Source organism: Vibrio sp. 10N.286.49.E11 (assembly GCF_041469505.1).
Taxonomy (GTDB): Bacteria; Pseudomonadota; Gammaproteobacteria; order Enterobacterales; family Vibrionaceae; genus Vibrio; species Vibrio crassostreae_C.
In genome coordinates this window covers 40,230-62,195 of sequence record NZ_JBFRKQ010000040.1, presented here as the reverse complement: position 1 = coordinate 62,195, position 21,966 = coordinate 40,230, and the positions used below count along the sequence as shown (strand labels likewise).

General features: G+C 44.8%; 16 protein-coding genes. 7 read left to right on the top strand and 9 right to left on the bottom strand.

All coding sequences use genetic code 11. The annotated features are described in order from the left end of the window. Positions 1-374 precede the first annotated feature (374 nt). Together ptsG and AB4167_RS09220 are read left to right on the top strand one after the other, a co-directional pair. Positions 375-1,805 (top strand): PTS glucose transporter subunit IIBC, encoded by a 1,431-nt coding sequence (gene ptsG, locus AB4167_RS09225; RefSeq protein ID WP_017062145.1) that lies wholly within the window; start codon positions 375-377, stop codon positions 1,803-1,805. Between the two features lie 228 nt (positions 1,806-2,033). Then, positions 2,034-2,438, top strand: coding sequence for a hypothetical protein (locus AB4167_RS09220; protein ID WP_017070535.1), 405 nt, complete (start codon positions 2,034-2,036; stop codon positions 2,436-2,438). 92 nt (positions 2,439-2,530) lie between these two features. Here AB4167_RS09220 and AB4167_RS09215 read toward each other — a convergent pair whose 3' ends face one another. Next, on the bottom strand, positions 2,531-3,124 hold the full coding sequence (locus AB4167_RS09215) for an outer membrane beta-barrel protein (protein ID WP_017062143.1): 594 nt from the start codon (positions 3,122-3,124) through the stop codon (positions 2,531-2,533). 145 nt (positions 3,125-3,269) lie between these two features. Here AB4167_RS09215 and AB4167_RS09210 point away from each other — a divergent pair, with 145 nt between their 5' ends. Continuing rightward, positions 3,270-3,359 carry a YnhF family membrane protein gene (locus AB4167_RS09210; protein ID WP_100214626.1) on the top strand — a complete coding sequence of 30 codons (90 nt, stop codon included), beginning with the start codon at positions 3,270-3,272 and terminating at the stop codon, positions 3,357-3,359. A gap of 41 nt (positions 3,360-3,400) precedes the next feature. After that, on the top strand, positions 3,401-4,615 hold the full coding sequence (locus tag AB4167_RS09205; protein WP_017063485.1) for a patatin family protein: 1,215 nt from the start codon (positions 3,401-3,403) through the stop codon (positions 4,613-4,615). A gap of 159 nt (positions 4,616-4,774) precedes the next feature. Here the strand turns inward: AB4167_RS09205 and pyk are convergent, their stop codons facing one another. After that, positions 4,775-6,223 (bottom strand): pyruvate kinase, encoded by a 1,449-nt coding sequence (gene pyk, locus AB4167_RS09200; protein WP_017067208.1) that lies wholly within the window; start codon positions 6,221-6,223, stop codon positions 4,775-4,777. A 319-nt stretch (positions 6,224-6,542) separates the two neighbouring features. Between pyk and AB4167_RS09195 the strand changes: the two genes are divergently transcribed. Together AB4167_RS09195 and AB4167_RS09190 are read left to right on the top strand one after the other, a co-directional pair. Next, positions 6,543-7,760: an ROK family protein gene (locus tag AB4167_RS09195; RefSeq protein ID WP_017062140.1), complete on the top strand. Its 1,218-nt coding sequence runs from the start codon at positions 6,543-6,545 to the stop codon at positions 7,758-7,760. 168 nt (positions 7,761-7,928) lie between these two features. Then, positions 7,929-8,870, top strand: a complete 942-nt coding sequence (locus AB4167_RS09190) for a chemotaxis protein CheV (protein WP_372136431.1) — start codon at positions 7,929-7,931, stop codon at positions 8,868-8,870. Between the two features lie 333 nt (positions 8,871-9,203). Here AB4167_RS09190 and AB4167_RS09185 read toward each other — a convergent pair whose 3' ends face one another. The 4 genes from AB4167_RS09185 to AB4167_RS09170 form a co-directional block, all read right to left on the bottom strand. Then, a complete protein-coding gene (locus tag AB4167_RS09185; RefSeq protein ID WP_372136430.1) occupies positions 9,204-12,296 on the bottom strand; it encodes an error-prone DNA polymerase in 3,093 nt (1,030 codons plus the stop codon). Positions 12,297-12,409: 113 nt separating this feature from the next. Then, a complete protein-coding gene (locus tag AB4167_RS09180; RefSeq protein ID WP_372136429.1) occupies positions 12,410-13,879 on the bottom strand; it encodes a DNA polymerase Y family protein in 1,470 nt (489 codons plus the stop codon). A gap of 3 nt (positions 13,880-13,882) precedes the next feature. Then, the gene (gene imuA, locus AB4167_RS09175; protein ID WP_017063488.1) at positions 13,883-14,590 is read right to left on the bottom strand and encodes a translesion DNA synthesis-associated protein ImuA; all 708 of its coding nucleotides are present in this window, start codon (positions 14,588-14,590) and stop codon (positions 13,883-13,885) included. 151 nt (positions 14,591-14,741) lie between these two features. Next, positions 14,742-15,482 carry a YciK family oxidoreductase gene (locus AB4167_RS09170; RefSeq protein WP_017062135.1) on the bottom strand — a complete coding sequence of 247 codons (741 nt, stop codon included), beginning with the start codon at positions 15,480-15,482 and terminating at the stop codon, positions 14,742-14,744. Between the two features lie 143 nt (positions 15,483-15,625). Between AB4167_RS09170 and sohB the strand changes: the two genes are divergently transcribed. Then, positions 15,626-16,687: a protease SohB gene (sohB, locus tag AB4167_RS09165; protein WP_009849001.1), complete on the top strand. Its 1,062-nt coding sequence runs from the start codon at positions 15,626-15,628 to the stop codon at positions 16,685-16,687. Between the two features lie 221 nt (positions 16,688-16,908). Here sohB and AB4167_RS09160 read toward each other — a convergent pair whose 3' ends face one another. From AB4167_RS09160 to AB4167_RS09150, 3 genes are all read right to left on the bottom strand, one after another. Next, complete coding sequence (locus AB4167_RS09160; RefSeq protein WP_372136428.1) at positions 16,909-18,471, bottom strand: SpoVR family protein; 1,563 nt, start codon at positions 18,469-18,471, stop codon at positions 16,909-16,911. Between the two features lie 11 nt (positions 18,472-18,482). Beyond that, a complete protein-coding gene (locus tag AB4167_RS09155) occupies positions 18,483-19,754 on the bottom strand; it encodes a YeaH/YhbH family protein (RefSeq protein ID WP_017062133.1) in 1,272 nt (423 codons plus the stop codon). A gap of 143 nt (positions 19,755-19,897) precedes the next feature. Beyond that, positions 19,898-21,832 carry a PrkA family serine protein kinase gene (locus tag AB4167_RS09150; protein ID WP_017062132.1) on the bottom strand — a complete coding sequence of 645 codons (1,935 nt, stop codon included), beginning with the start codon at positions 21,830-21,832 and terminating at the stop codon, positions 19,898-19,900. Positions 21,833-21,966: the final 134 nt, after the last annotated feature.

The following is a 21,966-nucleotide window of genomic DNA, read 5'->3' as shown; positions in this document are numbered from 1 at the left end:
TTTTTAATGTTTACGAATTATGTTGAACTTGAGAGCGCTAATTATAATATTTGTAATTTTGTTACTAAAAATAACATTCGCTCCTATTTTATTTACCCAGTAAAATAATAGGGCTCTTGAAAAATACTTATATATTTCAATGTATTAAACACTTGTAAAGCATTGCATTTCTAGATTTGACATGTGATCCAAGACGTGTTTTGGAACTAAATTTCGTAAGTGACTAGAAAGTTAGTTCCCCATCAATATATATTTAGCGGCAGAAAATATAATGCAATACATGGTTACATTTTCGCAGGGTGCTAACATATAGGCTACGGGGGTGTGCCGTTAGAACCCAATATAATTATTTTATCTTTATCAGGAGCATAAACATGTTTAAGAACCTTTTTGCTAGCCTGCAGAAAGTTGGTAAGTCTCTGATGCTTCCAGTATCAGTTTTACCAGTTGCGGGTATTTTGCTAGGTGTCGGTGCAGCAGATCTTCCTTTCATTCCAGAAATCGTTTCAAACTTAATGGAACAAGCTGGTGGTTCAGTATTCGGTCAAATGGCACTACTGTTCGCAGTAGGTGTTGCACTTGGCTTTACTAACAACGATGGTGTAGCGGGTCTAGCTGCTATCGTTGGTTATGGCATCATGACTGCTACACTTGGCGTAATGGCTGGTGTAATGGGCGTTGATAAAATCGATACTGGTGTACTAGGTGGTATCCTAGTCGGTGGTGTTGCTGCTTGGGCATTCAACCGTTTCTTCCGTATTCAACTACCAGAGTACCTTGGCTTCTTCGCTGGTAAGCGTGCTGTGCCAATCATCACAGGTTTCTCTGCGATTGGTCTAGCAATCCTACTATCTGTAGTATGGCCACCAGTTGGCGGCGCTATCTCTGCGTTCTCTGATTGGGCTGCTCACCAAAACCCACAAGTGGCGTTTGGTATCTACGGTATCGTTGAGCGTTCTCTAATTCCATTTGGTCTTCACCACGTTTGGAACGTACCTTTCTTCTTTGAAGCTGGTACTTGTGTAAACGCTGCTGGCGAAACTCAAAACGGTGTTCTTACTTGTTACCTAGTTGCTGATGACGCATCTCGTGCAGCGGGCAATGGCTTCGGTCAGCTAGCTGGTGGTTACATGTTCAAGATGTTCGGTCTACCTGCTGCTGCAATCGCGATTGCACACTCAGCTAAGCCTGAAAACCGCGCTAAAGTAATGGGCATCATGGCTTCTGCTGCGTTGACTTCATTCCTAACGGGTATCACTGAACCAATCGAATTCTCTTTCCTATTCGTTGCTCCAGTACTGTACGCAATCCACGCTCTACTAGCTGGTTCTGCATACGTTCTTGCGAACACTCTAGGTTTTGTACACGGTACATCTTTCTCACACGGTCTAATCGACTTCCTAGTTCTATCTGGCAACGCGTCTAAGATGGGCCTAATGGTTGTATGTGGTATTGCTTACGCTGCAATTTACTACATCGTATTCCGCACTGTGATTAAAGCTCTAGACCTTAAAACTCCAGGCCGTGAAGACGAGACTGAAGAAGAGTCAGTTGCGACTGGTTCTGAACTTGCTGGTGAGCTAGTTGCTGCATTCGGTGGCAAAGCGAACATCACTGGTCTTGACGCTTGTATTACTCGTCTACGTGTTGCAGTAGCTGATACAGCTCTTGTTGACCAAGACAAGCTGAAGAAACTAGGCGCTGCAGGTGTTGTAGTAGTAGCGGGTGGCGTACAAGCTATCTTCGGTACTAAGTCTGACAACCTTAAGACAGACATGGATGAGTGGATCCGTAACAACGGTTAATTCTCTGATTCAATAAATTGAAAGGAGGCCGAAAGGCCTCCTTTTTTGTTTTCTGCTCTATGAAAGATCTATTGTGCTTAATCTCCATTAACTCAGATACTTATCATTCAACTCGATCAGTTGATGGTTGCTCTTAAATTTTTCGTGTCTTTTATCTTTTACCTAGCGATGACACCTTTCGTTATTATTCCAGTAAACTACCGCTTTTAAACACAGTCTGAGAATATTATGAAACATCGTTACTTGATCGGCCTTATGTGCTGCAGCGGAGCCTCGTTTGCTCACGCTTCTGAAGCTCCAGCTTTGGAAGTTGGACTTGCCATTGACCAAGACCTGAGTGTCGTTGTGGAATTTGATCAGAAATACCGTGCTACGATTGGCAATGACGGCGCTGCCTTTGATTACATTTTGAAGCGTGGTCAGTTCGAGACTGAAGCTCCGTTGAGCTGGTACGTCGGTGCTGGTGCTTGGGCTGAATGGAATGACGACTTTGGCTTACGCTTGCCGTTAGGCGTGAAAGTGAATTTCTACGAAGGTTGGAATGCTTACGCTCAAGTTCACCCTGAACTCGATATGTATAAAGGTGTTGAGTTGCAAGTGGGCGGCGCTTTAGGTGTTACCTATAAGTTCTAACCTGAACTAAAACCGTTTTAATAATGAAAAAACCAGCATTTAGCTGGTTTTTTAGTTTGGGCCGATCTTATATTTTTGCTTCATTGAGCCGCTTAGAAAGTAAAACTCAGTCCGACATTGGCTTGGAATTGGTTCATCCAGTCGGTATCAAAGCGAATGATGCACTCTTGCCCGTTATTTGGGATATTACAAACACCGGAGGTATCGTTGTCGACAACCGTGCCTAACCAACGTACTTGTGTGTTCAACGCTAGTCGGTCACTAAATTTGTACTCTAAGCCACCAAAGATAGAAGTTGAGAATCCATACTTATCTTTTGCCCAGTCTACATCGACGTAAGAAGCACCCAGGCCTAGCCCTAGATAACCCGACAACACAGGCGAAGCAGGGTAGTAGATGCTGCTTTGAAGGTGCAGGTATTGGGTGGAGGAGCTTAGGTTAAGCGTTTCTAATTCCGAGCTCTGATTGGAGTAGAAGAAGCCGATGCGTCCTTTTTCAAGTGGCGTTTCAATGGCAAAGGTGTAATTTTCAGAGCCTTTCATGTCATAGGTTTTACCGTCCTGGTCTTCGACACTGCCACCGCCGGTATAACCTACCATAGGTGTAATGATGATCTCCGGCGAAGCATACGCGCTTGAAACGGAGAGAAGCGTAATCAGTGCCATCATATTTGCTTTGTTATTCATGAGTATATCCTTATCCATACACTTACTAATTGTGATGGTTACATCAATATTGTGCGACTAATTTCGACGATTCTTGAAGATACTTCACACACCTGATAGTACTTAAATAGAGACTCGACAAATTAATAATAAGCCAGAGGTGTCTATGGACCATAATCTGAAAAATGCCCTACAAATTACCGTGTTTATCTACATGATCATTCTTTCATTTGGCTTTATTGCGATTGGTAGTTAATACCATCTATTGCGAGGCTGAGTTTTGATACTCAGGGAATAATGAATAGTGGGATTATAACCAATATTGATACAGCAATAGACTTGGATTATTACGCTAAGTTTATTGCTGGAAAAACAGCACTGGTCGCTCAAGGTGGCGGACAGAGAAGTATTTTTACTTCTGGAGTGCTGGATGCCTTTCTTCTCTCAAATTTTGACCCCTTCGACGAATTTTTTGGTACCTCAGCAGGTGCTCTCAACTTATGTGCTTATCTGTGCCGTGATAAAGGCCTTGGACGTTCTTTTGTTCTCGACCTCACAACCTCACCAGAGTTCTTCAATCTCTTTTCCTATATACGACACAGAAAGAACCTAGGATTAGAATGGGCGCTAGAACAAATCATGGCTTACCCATATAAGCTCGATCTGGATTTAGGGCGACAAACGCTAGGCGATCGCCACTTCTATGCGGCTGTAACGGATTCCAAAGACTTACGAGACCACTACTTCCCATTATTGGGCGAAGATTGGTACAAGGTGATGATTGCGACCTGTGCTATTCCTCGCTTGTACAATGACGAAGTCTTTATTGGTGACAGTGCTTATGTGGACGGTGGTGTATCGGCATGTATCCCTGTTCAGGAAGCGTGGCGAAGACAAGCCCGTTCTATTGTGGTGATTCGTACTGAGCCAGTCGTTGAGGAAGGCAATACCCATTTGGTTGAAGCTCCAGTCAAGGGATCTTCAGTCAAAGCGCCTAAACCAATCTCTGCCGAAGAACTGGAATGGTTCCGCGAATCTTTCGACAGTGTTCAAGGTCATTGGCAACAGAAAGTGGAACAGTGGAAAACCGACTGGACCTCTTTCTTCCAACAACAAATTATGCGCTCAAAAGAGCAGAAGCGTGACCGTGGGCATTTAGACCTGCTGAACGGTGGTCGCTGGCTATTTGGTGCAGATGATATTTATCGCTTAAGTCATTTAATCGGAGATAAGTTTGATTCAGGGTTGGCTGACATGCTGATGGTGCATTATCAGACCTACTCATTGACTCAGGATTTTTTGAATTCGCCACCAGACGACGCGTTTGTGGTTCAGATAGCACCTAGTCAAACGCTTAAATCGAGCTCATTAATGAGTCATAAAGATGATTTACTGCATGATTACGAATTGGGTTTAGAAGCCGGTTACCGATTTGTGGAGACCTATACCTCAACGGAAAACGCTCGCAACTCGCATATGCCACAGTTAGCCACTATTGCTGCGGGTAACTAATTCCCGAAGTTGATGAGCTAGCATGCTGTGAGCTCGTTATGCTGTTTAAGCAGATTTTAGTGAGTCGTGTTCTGAAATGAAAAAGGGTTATTGAACTTGGTTCGATAACCCTTTTAAGTTTTTGAGATTAGGCGAATCGTTTCGCCTTAAGGTCAAATATTAGGTGACAGGCAAGATTCTCATACAGTTGGTTGACCCTGCTACATCCATAATGTCGCCTTGAGTGACGATCACTAGGTCACCAAACTTAAGGTGTCCTTTCTCTTTCAAGCAAGTGAGTGTAGATAGTGCAATGTCAAAGCTGTCTTCGGCTTCTGTCTCGAAGTAGATTGGTGTCACACCTCGGTATAAGGTACAGCGATTAAGCGTTCCTTCGTTACGAGACAGCGCGTAGATCGGCATGTCGGCACTCAGGCGAGACATCATCAATGCGGTGCGGCCTGACTCGGTGAGAGTGACAACGCCTTTAATGCCTTCCATATGGTTTGCAGAGTAGATGGTCGCCATCGAAACGGTTTCTTCGGCAGTAACAAAGGTGCGGTCAATACGGTAATTGGATTGGTTATTAATGCCTGCCATTTTTTCCGCACCAATACAGACTTCAGCCATCGATTTTACGGTCTCGACTGGGTAGTCACCAGCTGCAGTTTCACCAGACAGCATCACAGCATCGGTGCCATCGAGTACGGCGTTGGCAACATCCATAACTTCGGCACGGGTTGGCATTGGCGCAGAAATCATTGATTCCATCATCTGAGTTGCGGTGATGACAGTTCGGTTAAGCGCTCTGGCACGGCGTATAAGCTGTTTTTGTACTCCGACTAACTCAGGGTCGCCAATTTCCACTCCGAGGTCACCACGAGCCACCATGACCACATCTGAGGCCATTATGATGTCATCCATGTTCTCAACTGTAGCTACTGTCTCTGCTCGCTCCACTTTTGCGACGAGGTGAGCTTCTAAGCCGGCTTCTCGTGCAAGCTGACGAGCATAATGCATGTCTTCACCATTACGAGGGAAAGACACCGCTAGGTAATCCACTTTGATTTGTGCGGCGGTGACGATGTCGCGCTTGTCTTTTTCTGTTAGCGCTTCTGCGGAAAGGCCACCCCCTTTTTTGTTGATGCCTTTGTTATTTGAGAGTGGGCCGCCAATGATGACTTCGGTATGAACGCGACAGCCTTCCACTTTGGTTACTTTGAGTTGAACACGACCATCGTCAAGCAACAGTATATCGCCGGCGGATACGTCGTTAGGCAGTTCTTTGTAATCAAGGCCAACGGCTTTTTGATTGCCTTCACCTAAACCTAGGCTGCTGTCGAGAGTAAATAGGTCACCTACGGCAAGTTGAATTTTGCCATCTTTGAATGTCGACACACGAATCTTGGGACCTTGTAAGTCTCCGAGAATGGCGATTTGAGTACCGTGTCTTTTTGCTATTGCTCTGACTTTTTCTGCGCGTTGTATATGGTCGTCGCTGGTGCCGTGAGAGAAGTTCATACGGACTATATTGGCACCGGCTTTGATGATCTCTTCAAGCACGTTACCTTTATCAGTAGAAGGGCCTAGCGTTGTGACGATTTTCGTTTTTCTTAATTCGGCTGTCATGAATACTCCTAGAGTGAGGCCAAGTAATCTTTTAAAAGACTGAATTAAGTATATGCATTAATTGATAATTTATTGGGAGCTAGGAGGATATTTCTTGATTTGCCTTTAATTATTGAATTCAGGGCTCAAACGCGATGTTTTATTCTGAAAATTAAGTCGCAAATTATCGATGTGGGTGTTAATTTTCCTCGAACTATTTGACTCGATACACAAAGATTTATGTATATACGTGATACTGGTCACGGCGATATACCAAGTGACTTCACAATTACTTCGCAAAGTAAAAAAATTACCTCGTTGATGATTTCTGGAGCGTAAAATGTACATGGCTCAACCGGGCCATATTGATCATATCAAACAGGTCAATGCTGGTCGTGTATATAAACTAATTGACCTTAAAGGTCCTATTTCTCGTATCGATCTGTCCAAGCAAAGTGAGTTGGCTCCGGCGAGTATTACTAAAATTACCCGTGAACTCATTGAAGCTCACCTTATTCACGAAACGACGGTTCAAGAAGCCACGACTCGTGGGCGTCCTGCTGTCGGTCTGCAAACCAATAACGAAGGTTGGCAATTTTTGTCGATGCGTCTTGGTCGCGGATACTTGACGATCGCGCTCCATGAATTGGGCGGCGACGTGCTTATCGATACCAAGATTGATATCCATGAACGTGATCAAGACGATGTGCTTGCGCGTCTTCTCCATGAAATCGATGAGTTCTTCCAAACCTATGCCGAGCAACTCGACAGGGTGACGAGTATCGCTATCACACTGCCAGGTCTGGTGAATTCAGAGCAAGGTATTGTGTTGCAGATGCCGCACTATAACGTTGAAAACTTAGCGTTGGGGCCGGAGATCTACAAAGAAACCGGTTTGCCAGTTTTTATTGCCAATGATACCCGAGCGTGGGCATTAGCAGAAAAGCTGTTTGGTAACTCACAAGACAACGACAACTCTGTTCTTATCTCGATTCACCACGGTTTAGGTGCCGGGATCATTCTTGATGGTCGCGTTCTGCAAGGACGTCACGGTAACATCGGTGAGTTGGGGCATATCCAGATCGATAAAGAAGGCAAGCTTTGCCACTGTGGTAATCGAGGCTGTTTAGAAACGGTGGCGAGTTCTCAGGCAATCCGTGAGCAAGTCAAAGAGCGATTGGTAAATGGTGAAGAATCAACGCTAACGGTGTTTGAAGACGTCACTATTGAACAGATCTGTGCTGCCGCTGCTAATGGGGATCCGCTGGCTGTCGAAGTGATTGAACAGTTAGGCCGTTATCTAGGTTCTGCGATTGCGATTGTGATTAACCTGTTCAACCCAGAGAAAATCTTGGTGGGTGGTGTTATCAATCAGGCGAAGAGCGTGTTATACCCGGCGATTCAAAAGTGTATCGAAGAGCAGAGTCTATCGGTTTACCATAAAGACTTAGAGCTGGTGGAATCTCGTTTTTATAAGCAGGCAACCATGCCAGGTGCTGCGCTCATCAAGCAGGCCTTATACGATGGCCAACTGTTAATGAAAGTTATTGAAGGTTAACCCCTTTTTCTCGTCTTGTAGCCTTACCTTGAACCTTTCCATGTACTTAAGCTTTGTATAACATCATTTGTTGTACTTAGTTTAAGCATTCTGTGCATTGGCGCTTTGCTTTAACCTATTGAAGTAGGCTATTGTAGCCACAGTTATTATTTGTCACTAAGGTGTTGTATGTCTGGCGTTTTAAATTCGGTTGATCAGAGAACCAAACTGGTCGGTGAAAACCGTCTGGAACTCTTGTTATTCAGCTTAAATAGTCGTCAACTATTTGCGATTAACGTATTTAAAGTGAAAGAAGTCCTCAAAGTGCCAGTACTCACTCGCTTACCGGGCTCTCATCATCATATTACGGGTGTTGCGTCTTTACGTGGTGAATCGGTGCCTGTTATCGATTTACGCAGTGCTATTGGCTTTCCGCCATCTCGTGCGGAGTCTCAAGAGAGCAACCTGATTATTACGGAATACAACCGAACCGTACAAGGTTTCTTGGTTGGGCAAGTCCGTAATATTGTGAATACGACCTGGACTGAAATTCAGCCACCACCGAAGACGGCGGGTCGTGCAAATTACCTTACAGCTATCACACATATTCAAGAAGAAGAGCAGCACAAGATCGTCGAGATCATCGATGTTGAGAAAGTGTTGGCTGAGATCATTGATTACGACGTTTCTATCTCTGAAGGTGTTTTAGACGAGCAGCTAGCCAATGAAATGGTTGGGCGTAACGTGCTTATCGTTGATGATTCTTCAACCGCTCGTAATCAGATTAAAGGTACCTTGTCACAACTGGGTTTGAACATTATCGAGTGCTGTGATGGCTTAGAAGCGCTAACCTTACTTAAAGGATGGTGTGATGAAGGTAAAGACATTAATCAAGAAATCCTGCTGATGATCACTGATGCCGAAATGCCGGAAATGGATGGCTATAAGCTGACTCATGAAGTACGTACTGACCCAAGAATGCATGACCTATTCATCACGCTAAATACTTCATTAAGTGGAAGTTTTAATGAAGCTATGGTTGAGAAAGTAGGGTGTAACCGCTTTATTTCTAAGTTCCAGCCAGACCTCTTGGTTGAAGTGACTCAAGAGCGAATGCGTCAGATTTTATAATTAATGCTGCTGTACGGTTTGTTTTGAGTGGCCTTATAGAAAACGCTTGCTAATATTCACGTGGCATATTTTTCTTAACGAAATATGCTCAACTACTAGCGTAATTTTTCACACACAATCTAAGGTAGTTCCTCTTAATGATATGGTTAACGTCTAAAGTCGTCATGACTTTGAGCTTATTACTGTATAGGGAATTTAAGAAAAGACGTACGGAAGCTGAAGTTGAGTTATAACTCAACAACTGGAATTGAAGGGAAGCGGATGCTTCCCTTTTTCGTTTTTCTTTCTCTCTTTTCTTTAGCCAATGATCGATTGAGAACAGTTGGTACTTCGCTAATGAAAATCCCGAGATTTGGTTTTCAAGCCAACAATTTCATCGGTAATATCGATAAGTTTTCCCGCGATAACATGCACGACTTCACCTTCTTTTTCTAATATCCCTTGTACTTTTAACGCCTTGGCTGTGAGATAAGCTTGCTGTTGAGCGCGTGCGGTTGCTCCCCATACCACGACATTAATATTGCCAGTGCTATCTTCCAGCGTAACAAAGGTGACACCTGCCGCGGTGCCGGGAGATTGTTTACCTGTGACTAATCCGACAACGGTGACCATAGATTTGTGTCTTTGCTGTATTAAATCTTTCATGTGTGTGAATCGACCTAATCGTCCTGCTTCTTCGAGCAAAGTGATGGGGTGCTTGTTCAATGAAATTCCGACACTGGTGAAGTCTTCGAGTAGATCTTGCATCTCATTGGGCTTGTGCAGTACATGTTCGTCATGTCCTGCCTCAGCATCGTCATAGGCTTGGCTAAACAGAGGTAAATCCGACGCCGAGTCCATGATCGCCCAGCGAGTCTGGAAGCGGTCTCCAGAAACGTTATGTAGCGCATTGGCTGATGCCAGTAGCTCGATATCTTTCTTATTCATCGATAACTGTTTGACCTGACTAGGGTGGCGATAACCGGATTGTGGGCGATTGGCGAGCACGCTTTGAATTCCATGTTCGCTGAATCCTTTGATTTGTCGCAGTCCTAAGCGAATCGCTAGACCATTCTGATGAGAGACAACCGTGTGGTCGTTTTGAGAAGCGTTCACACATATCGGAAGTATCACCACATTGTGTCGTTGTGCGTCTTGTACCAATTGTGAGGGGCTATAAAAGCCCATGGGTTGGCTATTCAACAGAGAAGCGTAGAAACATTCAGGGTAGTAGCACTTCAACCAAGCGGAGCAATACGCTAACACCGCAAACGAAGCGGAGTGGCTTTCAGGAAAACCGTACTCGCCAAAGCCGCATATCTGTTTAAAGATCTGCTCAGCAAACTCTGTCTCATAGCCGCGCTTTTGCATTCCTTCGATGAGTTTGTTTTTAAACTTAAAGACGTTGCCATTTTTCTTCCAAGCGGCCATTGCCCGTCTGAGTTGATCTGCTTCTCCGCCTGTGAACCCTGCAGCGACCATCGCGAGTTTGATCACTTGCTCTTGGAATATCGGTACACCTAAGGTGCGCGACAGTACTGATTCCACGTCTTTAGATGGATAACTGATTGGCTCAATGCCATCTCGACGCTTGAGAAACGGATGCACCATATCACCCTGAATAGGGCCTGGGCGTACGATAGCGATTTGAATCACCAAGTCGTAATAAGTCTTCGGTTTAAGCCTTGGCAGCATGCTCATTTGTGCGCGTGACTCAATTTGGAATATCCCGACTGTGTCTGCTCGCTGAATCATGCCGTAAACCTGAGGATCGTCCTTAAGGCGAGTGATCTCAGCAATGGTCAGTGATCGCCCGTGAATACGTTTGATCAGGTCGAAACATTTACGAATCGCAGAGAGCATACCCAACGCGAGCACATCAACTTTCAGCAAGCCTAAGGTTTCTAGATCATCCTTATCCCATTGGATAATGGTTCGATCGTGCATCGCTGCATTTTCGACGGGAACCAGCTCATACAAAGGCCCTGAGGATATGACAAAGCCACCGACATGTTGAGATAAGTGACGTGGGAAGCCGATAATCTCATTCACCAAGTGGATAAACTGCTGCCCCTTCAAAGAATCAGGTTGTAGCCCTAATTGAGTGAGCTGAGCCTGCCAACCTAAGCTTTTGTCCCTGCGATTGGTGTTCTTGATGAAGTAGTCGAGCTGAGTTTCTTGTAGCCCTAATGCTTTCCCCACATCTCTCACCGCACTTTTGAAGCGATAAGAGATGACTGTTGCAGCAAGTGCAGCCCTTTCTCTACCGTATTTTTTATAGATGTATTGGATGACTTCTTCACGACGTTCGTGTTCAAAATCGACATCAATATCAGGCGGCTCATCGCGCTCTTTACTGATGAAACGCTCAAACAGCACCGAGATCTGTCTTGGGTCGACAGAGGTGATTTCTAAGCAGTAACAGACCACGGAATTGGCCGCTGAACCTCGACCTTGGTAAAGAATGCCTTGGCTTTTGGCAAACATCACGATGTCGTGAATGGTGAGAAAAAAGAAAGGGTAGTCAAGCTCGTCAATTAATCCCAATTCTTTATCTATGATTTGTTGGATGTCGTCAGGTACACCTTGTGGGAAGCGAGCTCGTTTTCCTTTTTCGACCAACATGCGCAGATAACTCATGGGTGTCTCCCCTTGAGGAATCAGCTCACTGGGATATTCGTATCGCAAGCTATTTAAATCAAATTCACACAGCTCAGCGATACGGTTGCTCTCTTCTAGCCACTCCGCTTTGAAGATATGAGAGAGCTTATTGATACTCCGTAAACAGCGCTCGGCATTAGCGAGTAAGTGACTGCCCACTTCGGTAATGGGCTTTTGGTACTTTATCGCAGTGAGTGAGTGCTGTAAGGGTAAGCGGTTAGCATTGTGCATTAGCACGCCACCACAAGCTGTTATCGGCAGTTGATGATGTTGTGACAGCTCAACGCAGTAATCTGTGTATTGCTGGTCGGTTTGCTTTAGGTGTCTTTGTAAGCCAATCCACAACCGACCTGAATGATGCTGGGAGAGCCATTGCCCCCAGTGTGCGTCTTCATTTTTCTGTTGAGGAAGCCAAAGAATAAAGCAGTGCTTAGCTGACATGATGTCCCACTCAGAGAGCTGATAATGTCCCTTGCTGCTACGACGTCTCGCGTTGGTAATTATACGGCACAGCTCGGCGTAGGCTTGTCTGTTTGGGCATATCAAGACCACTTGGCACTCTTCATTTAGCCAAAACATGCTCCCGACAATTTGCTTGAGCGACAGTTTATGTTGCTTGATCGCAGAGTGAACCTTAACGATGCCCGCGACTGAGCACTCATCAGTAACCGCGAGTGCTTTGTAACGCAAGAAATCGGCCTGTAAAACAAGCTCCTCTGCGTGTGAGGCTCCCTTAAGGAAGGAGTAATTGCTTTGGCAAAATAGCTCTGAGTATTGCTGAGACATAACGTAATCTCACTTAACCATTGCGAGTGAACATGATTGAAAAGGGACGCTGAAATTGAATAAGTAGAACGGAGGAGCTAACAAAGTTTCTTGCTGACTTACGTTCTTACCGACTAGCTAAATAAGCCGTGCAAAAACCACTGCTTATCTGGCGTTCTAAAGACCCATAACCACCGACCGTTTTCACTGTGAGCAATAAAGTAGTCACGAATGATCTTCTCTCCGTCCCACCAGCCAGACACAATACGTTCAGGGCCTTGAGACAAGGTGACGCTTTCGGTTAAGGCTTCGGGCTCTGGCAGTAAAATACTGGGCCGGAGTCGTTGTTGATCGACGCTAAGAGCTATGGTTTGTTGCTCGCTCTCTGGGGGCGTTTGCCTTTTTGCCACAGATTTACTCAGTGTTGGGAGCGAATACTGATTGGCCTTTTCTGGCCTTGGGTCATGCTGTATTTTCGGTGTTTGAATACAGGCTTGCCCAAGCTTTGCTTGCAACAGTGAGAGCAAATCTAGCGCGGCAAGTGTTCCGGTATTACCATCAAAAAGATCATGGTAGGCCATTTGCGGTTCTCCATGACGAACCAAGCTGAGGGTCAGCCCTTGAACCGGTGCGGTGAGCTTTAGTGACTCTAAGGTGAGATGAGTAAGGTTAGCCCACTTTTCAGCAAGGTAGTCGCCCTGTGCTGAATAGAAAGAGACAGGGTGATCGTCTTTATCTCTAAGGTGCAGAGTCAGTGTTAGCTCAAACGCGACTCTGTCACGTAGCTTCAAAAAACACTCGAGTTGATTCAGTAATTTCAGCAACGGCTTTTCGATAAATAGGATGTTTTCAATATCAAACAACAGCTCCAAATATTGCTGGAAATTCTCTGGTGGGTGATAGAAATCAATTGGGTGCTTGAACTGGCCGTTTAGGCGACCGACATAATTGACCAAGTCGATATCAAAGCGGCGTGCGACCTCTTGCAAAGGCAGCTTTAATAAGTCTTCAACGGTATTGATACCGACACGGTTCAGGCGTTCCACTTGCTTGGTCGGTAGCTCACTGGAAATTAATGCTTGTTGATTGACCCAAGTTTTCATCTGCTCAATATTTTTTGTTGCTTGGTTGATCGCTTGCTTACCCAAAAGGATCGCAGAAAGCGGCGAATAACCCGTAGCGAAGCTGAACTGGATATTGAGCGTTTCTAAGTGGCTTTTGAGCTCATGCCAGTAGTTATCTAGCCCGTCGTAAAGTGACAGCATGTTAGAGGCTTTAATCAACAAACCATTAGGTGGCAATAACGCCATGTCGGAAGTGACCAGATACGCCCATTGAGCGATCTCTTTAAGCTTACTTTTCTCCAGTTCAATACTGTAAGGGTGGACGTGTAAGTTGTGGCACAAAGCTGCTGCAGACCCTAAGCCCATACCAAGCGAAATTCCCGATTGCAGCGCAGCTGGGTTTGCTTGCAGTACATGGTGATCTTTTTCATCCACGATGATAATAGGTTGTTCGCGTGAGTCTTCGCTCGAACCCAATTCATTAGAGTTAAACAAGGTATCCAACTGCAGAGATGGAAAGTGCAGATAAAGCCACAACATACGTTAGCCTTGCTTCGCAATAGGAAAAGCCAGCACAGTGTTACCAGACAAAGCGCGGTCTGAATTGTCTTCATAAACGACTTTCTCTGTGAGTAACGGCCAGTAGTGTGTCATGTCTAGAATAAAGCTGCCATACGACCAGCTGCCTTTTCTCTTAGTCACTTCAACCTTTAATCCCTGCGCGTGAGAAGAGAGTTTCATGCTTAAGGAAACGGGCAGGGATAATTGATTATGGCTGGTGGCTTTAAAGTGAAACTGCAGGCACTTACCGGTTTCACTGGCTGCTTGTAGGCGCTTTGTTTGGTGTATTTCTAGATCGGCTCCCCATAGCAATACAGAGTGACAAGCGCCGCTTTTGAGGCACTGCTCAGCTGCCCACAACGCATCGAGATCGCGTTGAGGCTGGATAACGAGAATGTTTTCTAATTCAATGCCTTGGCTGTTAAAAAACTCAGCACAGATCTTCCCTGGCGGGTTAATGAATATGGCCAGTTTTTGCGAGTTTTGTTGAGATAAATAGGGCGTCAGTAGGCGAAGCTCGCCGATCCCTTGTTGTGATTCAACTTCAATAACGCCGTGCGTCGGGAAGCCGCCATCAAGCTGTTTATCCAGTTGAGGATAGCCTGTTGAAGTGGTGCTTCCTTGCGTTGTTGATTGTAACCCTTTCCAGATTAGCTGGCGGTCTTGTAAGTTTTTTATTAGTTCATGCATAATTAAATACCTGTATATTTATACAGTATATTTAACAATGAAAAAGATGCAAAGAGAAATGATGAAAATTAACGGCAGTAATAGTTGATTGATTTAGATACAAAAAAAGCCGCTATGGAAGCGACTTTTTACTATTGGTCAATGATATCAGTTACTTAGGTTGAGCATCGATACATTGGCCATTAATGTCTGTCACACTTGGGTTCATTAAGTGTAGGTACAGTGGGATGATGTCGAGTGGCGTTTTCAGCTTGTTCGCATCTTCACCTGGGTACGCTTTTGCACGCATACGTGTTTGAGTACCGCCTGGGTTGATCGCATTAACACGGATGTTTGTGTCTTCAAGCTCATCCGCTAAGATCTGCATCATCCCTTCGGTAGCAAACTTAGAAATCGCGTAAGTGCCCCAGAATGCACGGCCAGAGTGACCAACGGTAGAAGAGGTGAATACGATACGACCTGCTTCTGCTTTTTTAAGTGCAGGTAGCAGAGCTTGAGTCATCAAGAACTCAGACTTCACATTGATCTGCATAACATCATCAAAGGTTTCTTCATCAATCTGCTCAAACGGGCTCAGAGTGCCAAGAACGCCAGCATTATGAAGTAGGCCGTCTAAACGACCGAACTGTGATTGAATGGTTTCAGCCATATCAACGTAGTTCTGCTTTGTCGCACCTTTTAAATCCAATGGGATAATTGCAGGCTGCGGGTAACCAGCGCTTTCGATTTCATCGTAAATGAATTCTAGGTTTTTAACATTGCGGCCTAACAGAATGACAGTTGCGCCATGTTGAGCGAAGCTTAGTGCAGCTTGGCGACCAATGCCAGCACCGGCACCTGTAACCAAAATTACTTTATCTTTGAGGGCATCTGTAGAGATTGGGTAATCCACTGTGCTTATCCTTCTTTCTTTTATTATGTTCGTCATTCCATTGATGTTTAATCACACAGATAACCGCAGGAATGATGAGAAATTCTTGGTAATCGTGACAAGATGGTTACAATACACTAATTCATACAATAGGGGATATGACATTGGAATTTTTGTTGGACTACGGCTTGTTTTTAGCCAAGATTGCGACCGTTGTAATCGCCATCATTGCAATTTTAGTGATTGCTAAATCTGTAGGTGGGAAATCAAGCGCGATTAAAGGTGAGCTGGAAATCACGAACCTATCTGAACATCATAAACAGACGATTGAACAACTAGAGCACCATCTACATGATGATGCTTTCATCAAAGCCCGTGATAAAGCAGAAAAGAAAGCGGAAAAAGAGAAAGTAAAATCACGCGGTAAAGAAGTGAAGAAAGCAGCGAAAGAGGGTGAGCTTGATAGTAAGCGTGAACCACATCTATTCGTTCTTGATTTTAACGGCAGCATTGATGCGAAAGAAGTGGCTTCATTACGTGAAGAGGTAACGGCGGTTCTGGCTGTGGCTCGTGAAGGTGATGAAGTATTGCTGAAACTTGAGTCTGGCGGTGGCATGGTTCACGGCTATGGTTTAGCGTCTTCTCAACTTGATCGTATCAAAGCGGCAGGTTTGCCTCTGACTATCTCGGTAGACAAAGTGGCGGCAAGCGGCGGTTACATGATGGCATGTATCGCAGACAAAATTGTATCTGCACCGTTTGCTATTGTTGGCTCTATTGGTGTTATCGCTCAACTGCCAAACTTCAACAAACTACTTAAAAAGCACGATATTGAGTTCGAGCAGCTAACGGCGGGTGAGTACAAACGCACGCTTACTATGTTTGGTGAGAACAGCGATAAAGCACGTGAGAAGTTTAAAGAAGAGCTAGAAGAGACACATGGCCTATTCAAAGACTTCATCCGTGACCATCGTCCTGCGTTAGATCTTGAAAAAGTAGCAACGGGTGAACACTGGTTTGGTACACAAGCACATGAACTTGGACTGGTGGATGAGATCAGCACTTCTGATGACTTAGTCGTAGCGGCATGTAAGGACAAAACGGTTCTAGCGATCCACTACGTACAGAAGAAAAAGCTTTCAGACAAACTAGCGGGCGTGGCAGGTAAATCTGCAGACAGCGTGTTGATGAAGCTGATTGAACGCGGTCAAAAGCCGATTGTTTAAGCTTATTGAGTTCTAGTTCTAGTTCTAGTTCTAGTTCTAGTTCTAGTTCTAGTTCTAGGCTTGGTGCCTTACGTTCATTTACAGACGTTTGAGCCTTAAAAAGAAAGCGCATAAGTCATCAGACTTATGCGTTTTTTTATTGCTCCACTTCCGAGCGGGTGACCACTATGTTGTAGGGGGAGCGGAGTTTTATACCAAACACTGACTTACTGTGATTGATATTAAATCTTGGCTCCATAATCATTACGTTTTGGACAAGTAGTCAGAATCTCTCTATGACCCGTATCTTTGAGCTCTTCCAAAATCACATCAAAGCCCCACAAGCGATAGAGATGCTTCATCACTTCGTCGTAGCCTTTATCAAGCGGGATGCGGTCGTGAGGCACATATTGCAGTGTCATTGAGCGGTCACCACGAACATCGACATTAAGCACCTGAATGTTTGGTTCAAGGTTACTTAGGTTGTATTGCGCCGCAAGCTTCTCACGAATCAGGCGATAGCCCGGATCATCATGAATAGCACTCACCTCAATGGTATTTTTACGGTCGTCGTCGAGTACAGAGAACAGCTTAAAGTCTCGAATGATTTTTGGAGAAAGGTATTGGCTGATGAAACTTTCATCTTTGAAGTTGTGCATCGCAAAGTGCACCGCTTCTAACCAATCACTTCCGGCTAACTCAGGGAACCACTCTCTATCTTCATCGGTTGGCTCTTCACAGATGCGTCGGATGTCTCTAAACATCGCAAAGCCAAGCGCATAAGGGTTTATTCCGCTGAAATAAGGGCTGTTGTAGGCGGGTTGTGCGACGACACTGGTATGGCTGTGTAGGAATTCTAAGATGAACTTATCACTCACCAAGCCTTCGTCGTAAAGGTGGTTAAGAATGGTGTAATGCCAGAAGGTTGCCCAGCCTTCGTTCATCACTTGAGTTTGTTTTTGAGGGTAGAAGTATTGGCTCACTTTGCGAACGATGCGAACACACTCTCGTTGCCAAGGTTCAAGCAGTGGTGCGTTCTTCTCGATAAAGTAGAGAATGTTTTCTTGAGGCTCGCTAGGAAAGCGGATCTTGGTCTCTTCTTCCTTACTTTTATTTTGAGGAACGGTTCGCCATAGCTCATTCACTTGAGATTGCAGATAAGCTTCGCGTTCTTCTTGTCTTGCTGTCTCTTCTGCAATGGAAATCTTCTCAGGGCGTTTGTATCGGTCTACGCCGTAATTCATCAGTGCGTGACAAGAATCAAGGAGCTGCTCGACTTCAGCAACACCATATTTCTCTTCACAACCACTGATGTACTTCTTAGCAAACAACAAGTAATCGATGATGGAACTGGCATCGGTCCATGTTTGGAACAGGTAGTTGCCTTTAAAGAAAGAGTTGTGGCCATAACAAGCGTGAGCCATTACCAGCGCCTGCATTGTGACCGTGTTCTCTTCCATCAGGTAAGCGATACACGGATCGGAGTTGATTACGATTTCGTATGCCAAGCCCATTTGGCCATGCTTGTAGTTTTGCTCGGTTTGAATGAATTTCTTACCAAAAGACCAGTGGTTGTAATTGATAGGCATACCAATGCTCGAGTAGGCATCCATCATCTGTTCTGAAGTAATCACTTCAATCTGGTTTGGGTAAGTATCTAAACGGTAATGCTGCGCAACACGTTTGATTTCTACGTGGTATTTCTCCAAGAGGTTGAACGTCCAATCTGGACCGTCAGGCAGCATCTTGTCGTTTTTCTTTTTTGCAGCTTTGTTTTTCTCTGCAACGTTTGATTTCGCTGTCATGGCAAACTCCCTTACGCTGTCTCTTTCTGGAACAGTTCTCTAAACACAGGAAAAATATCATCCACCGTTTTAATGTTTTTCATGGCGAAGTTGTCAAAGCTACTCTCGAGTTTTTCGTATTCGTGCCAAAGTGTTTGATGAGAGCGGCGTGTTATTTCGATGTAAGAGTAATATTGGCAAGTTGGCAGAAGCGTATTGACCAGTAACTCTTTACAGCGAGGAGAGTCATCAGCCCAGTTATCGCCATCAGAGGCTTGTGCTGCATAGATGTTCCACTCATTAGCAGGGTAGCGGTCTGCGACAATTTCCTTCATCAGTTTCAGTGCGCTTGAAACAATGGTGCCACCCGTTTCTTGTGAGTAGAAAAACTCATGTTCGTCGACCTCTTTAGCCTGAGTATGGTGACGAATAAACACAACATCGACGTTTTCGTAGGTGCGATTTAAGAACAGATACAGAAGAACATAAAAGCGCTTCGCAATATCTTTTGTGGCCTGATCCATAGAGCCCGATACATCCATTAGACAGAACATCACGGCTTGGCTAGATGGAATAGGGCGCTTCTCGTAGTTTTTAAAACGTAAGTCGAAGGTGTCAATGAACGGCACGCTTTCAATCTTTTTACGTAACTCGGCAATCTCTTCTTTGAGGCGACCTTCCTCAAAAGGTTGTGCCGGCTCCGTCATTTTAACTTGGTCAAGCTGTTCCATCAGTAGGTTAAGCTCGCGCTTTTTACCTGCTGTCATCGCGGTTCTACGAGCCAGAGATTGCTGTAGTGAACGAACGATAGCGATGTTGGATGGAATCCCCGCGCTTTGGTAACCAGAGCGGTGAGTTTTCCATTCGGTGATTTTGTTGACCTGATTTTTCTCTAGATTAGGTAGAGCTAAATCTTCAAAGAGAATATCAAGATACTCATCTTTTGAAATTTGGAAGGTAAATTCATCTTGGCCTTCGCCATCAGGGCTTGCGTCGCCTTGGCCTGAGCCACCACCTTGACCACCACCTTTAGGGCGTTCGATTTTATCGCCAGTGATGAACTGATCATTACCTGGGTGAACGCGCTCTCTTACGCCGCCTTGACCTTGGTGAAAGTTCGGCTCTTTGATGTCTTTATGGGGAATAGTGACGTCTTCACCTGTTTCTGTATTGGTGATTGAGCGTCGGTTAACTGCATCGGCCACAGATTCTTTGATTTGCTCTTTATGGCGTCGTAAGAAACGCTGTCTATTCACAGCACTCTTATTTTTGCCATTGAGCCTCCGATCGATAAATTGTGCCATAAGAACTCCCTCTCAGCTGATGTCGCGATCCTACTTTTTATACGGGTATAAGAGTTATTGGTTTACTAGAGCTATTCGTTTATTAGGGTATAAAGTTATTGGTTTGTACGAGCTGCTCACTTGAGCAGCTCAGTACGGTTTGGTTATGAGGATTTACGAACTCTTAGGTACCACTCGGATAGCAGTCTCACTTGCTTCTCGGTGTAGCCTTTTTCCATCATACGAGCAACGAAGTCGTCATGTTTTTTCTGATCATCCGTTGAGGTCTTAGCATTGAACGAAATAACAGGAAGTAGCTCTTCTGTGTTAGAGAACATTTTCTTCTCAATCACAGTGCGCAGTTTCTCGTAGCTCGTCCACACTGGGTTTTGACCGTTATTGTTGGCTTTGGCACGAAGCACAAAGTTCACAATCTCATTTCGGAAGTCTTTAGGGTTACTGATACCGGCTGTCTTCTCGATTTTCTCTAGTTCACCATTCAGAGAAGCACGGTCAAATAGTTGGCCTGTTTCTGGGTCGCGGTACTCTTGGTCTTGAATCCAGAAATCTGCGTAGGTGACATAGCGGTCGAAGATATTCTGACCGTACTCAGAGTAAGACTCTAGATAAGCGGTTTGAATTTCTTTACCGATGAACTCTACGTAGCGTGGCACTAGGTATCCTTTCAAGAACTCTAGGTACTTCTCGGCGGTCTCTTGAGGGAACTGCTCCCGTTCGATTTGCTGCTCAATAACGTAGAACAGGTGCACTGGGTTCGCGGCCACTTCGGCTTGGTCGAAGTTAAACACACGAGACAGGATCTTAAAGGCGAAACGCGTTGATAGCCCAGACATGCCTTCGTCAACGCCAGCATAATCTCGGTACTCTTGGTAGCTCTTCGCTTTTGGATCGGTGTCTTTTAGAGTCTCACCATCGTAAACACGCATCTTAGAGAATAGAGATGAGTTTTCAGGCTCTTTTAGTCTCGAAAGAATGCTGAATTGCGATAGCAGATCGAGTGTGCTTGGTGAGCAAGGCGCTTGGGATAGCTCACTGTGCTCAAGCAGTTTCTTGTAGATCTTAACTTCTTCAGACACACGCAGACAGTAAGGGACTTTTACAATGTACACACGGTCGAGGAATGCTTCGTTGTTTTTGTTGTTACGGAAGGTCTGCCACTCAGATTCGTTCGAGTGAGCGAGAATCATACCGTCAAATGGCAGTGCAGAAAGCCCTTCGGTACCGTTGAAGTTACCTTCTTGTGTTGCCGTAAGTAGAGGGTGTAATACTTTGATTGGCGCTTTGAACATCTCCACGAATTCCATCACACCTTGGTTGGCTTTACAAAGCGCACCAGAGTAGCTGTAGGCATCAGGATCATCTTGAGAGAAGTGTTCAAGTTTACGAATATCAACTTTACCAACCAGAGACGAGATATCTTGGTTGTTTTCATCACCTGGCTCCGTTTTCGCGATCGCAACTTGATCGAGAATAGAAGGGCGCAGTTTGATGACTTTGAATTTGGAAATATCACCGCCAAAATCGTGCAGACGTTTCGCTGCCCACGGAGACATAATTGAGCGAAGATAGCGTTTCTCAATGCCATATTCATTCTTCAATAAGTCGCCGTCTTCGTTAACGTCGAATAGACAGAATGGGTGATCGTTTACTGGGCTTCGTTCACCGTCAGCAGACAATACATAGATTGGTAGTTTCTGCATCAGGGCTTTGAGTTTTTCAGCGAGAGAAGATTTACCACCGCCCACAGGGCCAAGTAGGTAAAGGATTTGTTTACGTTCTTCTAAACCTTGCGCAGCATGTTTTAAGTAAGAAACAATCTGTTCAATCGCATCTTCCATACCGTAGAAATCTTTAAATTCGCTGTAGCGTGAGATGACACGGTTTGAGAAAATACGACTCAGTTGAGGGTCTTGAGCAGTGTCAATAACCTCTGGTTCGCCAATGGCTAGTAATAAGCGCTCGGCAGCATTAGCGTAAGCACTTTTATCGTCTTTACACAGCCCTAAGAACTCCTGCAATGTCAGCTCTTCTTCCTTGGCTGCTTCATAACGTGATTGATAGTGGTCAAAGATACTCATAGTCACATTCCCCTTGTTAACCAGTCAAAACTGACGAGCGATTGAAAAATAGGCTCTCCCTACATTTTAAGGTTAGACCCGCTTCCACAATTTTGCTTAACAATTATGTATTTATTTACAATTTTGCGTGTGAA

Coding starts and splice junctions, on each gene's coding strand:
- imuA (WP_017063488.1), bottom strand. CDS start 14,590: ATGCATGAACTAATAAAAAACTTACAAGACCGCCAGCTAATCTGGAAA.
- AB4167_RS09160 (WP_372136428.1), bottom strand. CDS start 18,471: ATGACAGCGAAATCAAACGTTGCAGAGAAAAACAAAGCTGCAAAAAAG.
- AB4167_RS09215 (WP_017062143.1), bottom strand. CDS start 3,124: ATGAATAACAAAGCAAATATGATGGCACTGATTACGCTTCTCTCCGTT.
- AB4167_RS09220 (WP_017070535.1), top strand. CDS start 2,034: ATGAAACATCGTTACTTGATCGGCCTTATGTGCTGCAGCGGAGCCTCG.
- AB4167_RS09190 (WP_372136431.1), top strand. CDS start 7,929: ATGTCTGGCGTTTTAAATTCGGTTGATCAGAGAACCAAACTGGTCGGT.
- ptsG (WP_017062145.1), top strand. CDS start 375: ATGTTTAAGAACCTTTTTGCTAGCCTGCAGAAAGTTGGTAAGTCTCTG.
- AB4167_RS09185 (WP_372136430.1), bottom strand. CDS start 12,296: ATGTCTCAGCAATACTCAGAGCTATTTTGCCAAAGCAATTACTCCTTC.
- AB4167_RS09205 (WP_017063485.1), top strand. CDS start 3,401: ATGAATAGTGGGATTATAACCAATATTGATACAGCAATAGACTTGGAT.
- AB4167_RS09155 (WP_017062133.1), bottom strand. CDS start 19,754: ATGGCACAATTTATCGATCGGAGGCTCAATGGCAAAAATAAGAGTGCT.
- AB4167_RS09180 (WP_372136429.1), bottom strand. CDS start 13,879: ATGTTGTGGCTTTATCTGCACTTTCCATCTCTGCAGTTGGATACCTTG.
- AB4167_RS09210 (WP_100214626.1), top strand. CDS start 3,270: ATGGACCATAATCTGAAAAATGCCCTACAAATTACCGTGTTTATCTAC.
- AB4167_RS09195 (WP_017062140.1), top strand. CDS start 6,543: ATGTACATGGCTCAACCGGGCCATATTGATCATATCAAACAGGTCAAT.
- AB4167_RS09150 (WP_017062132.1), bottom strand. CDS start 21,832: ATGAGTATCTTTGACCACTATCAATCACGTTATGAAGCAGCCAAGGAA.
- pyk (WP_017067208.1), bottom strand. CDS start 6,223: ATGACAGCCGAATTAAGAAAAACGAAAATCGTCACAACGCTAGGCCCT.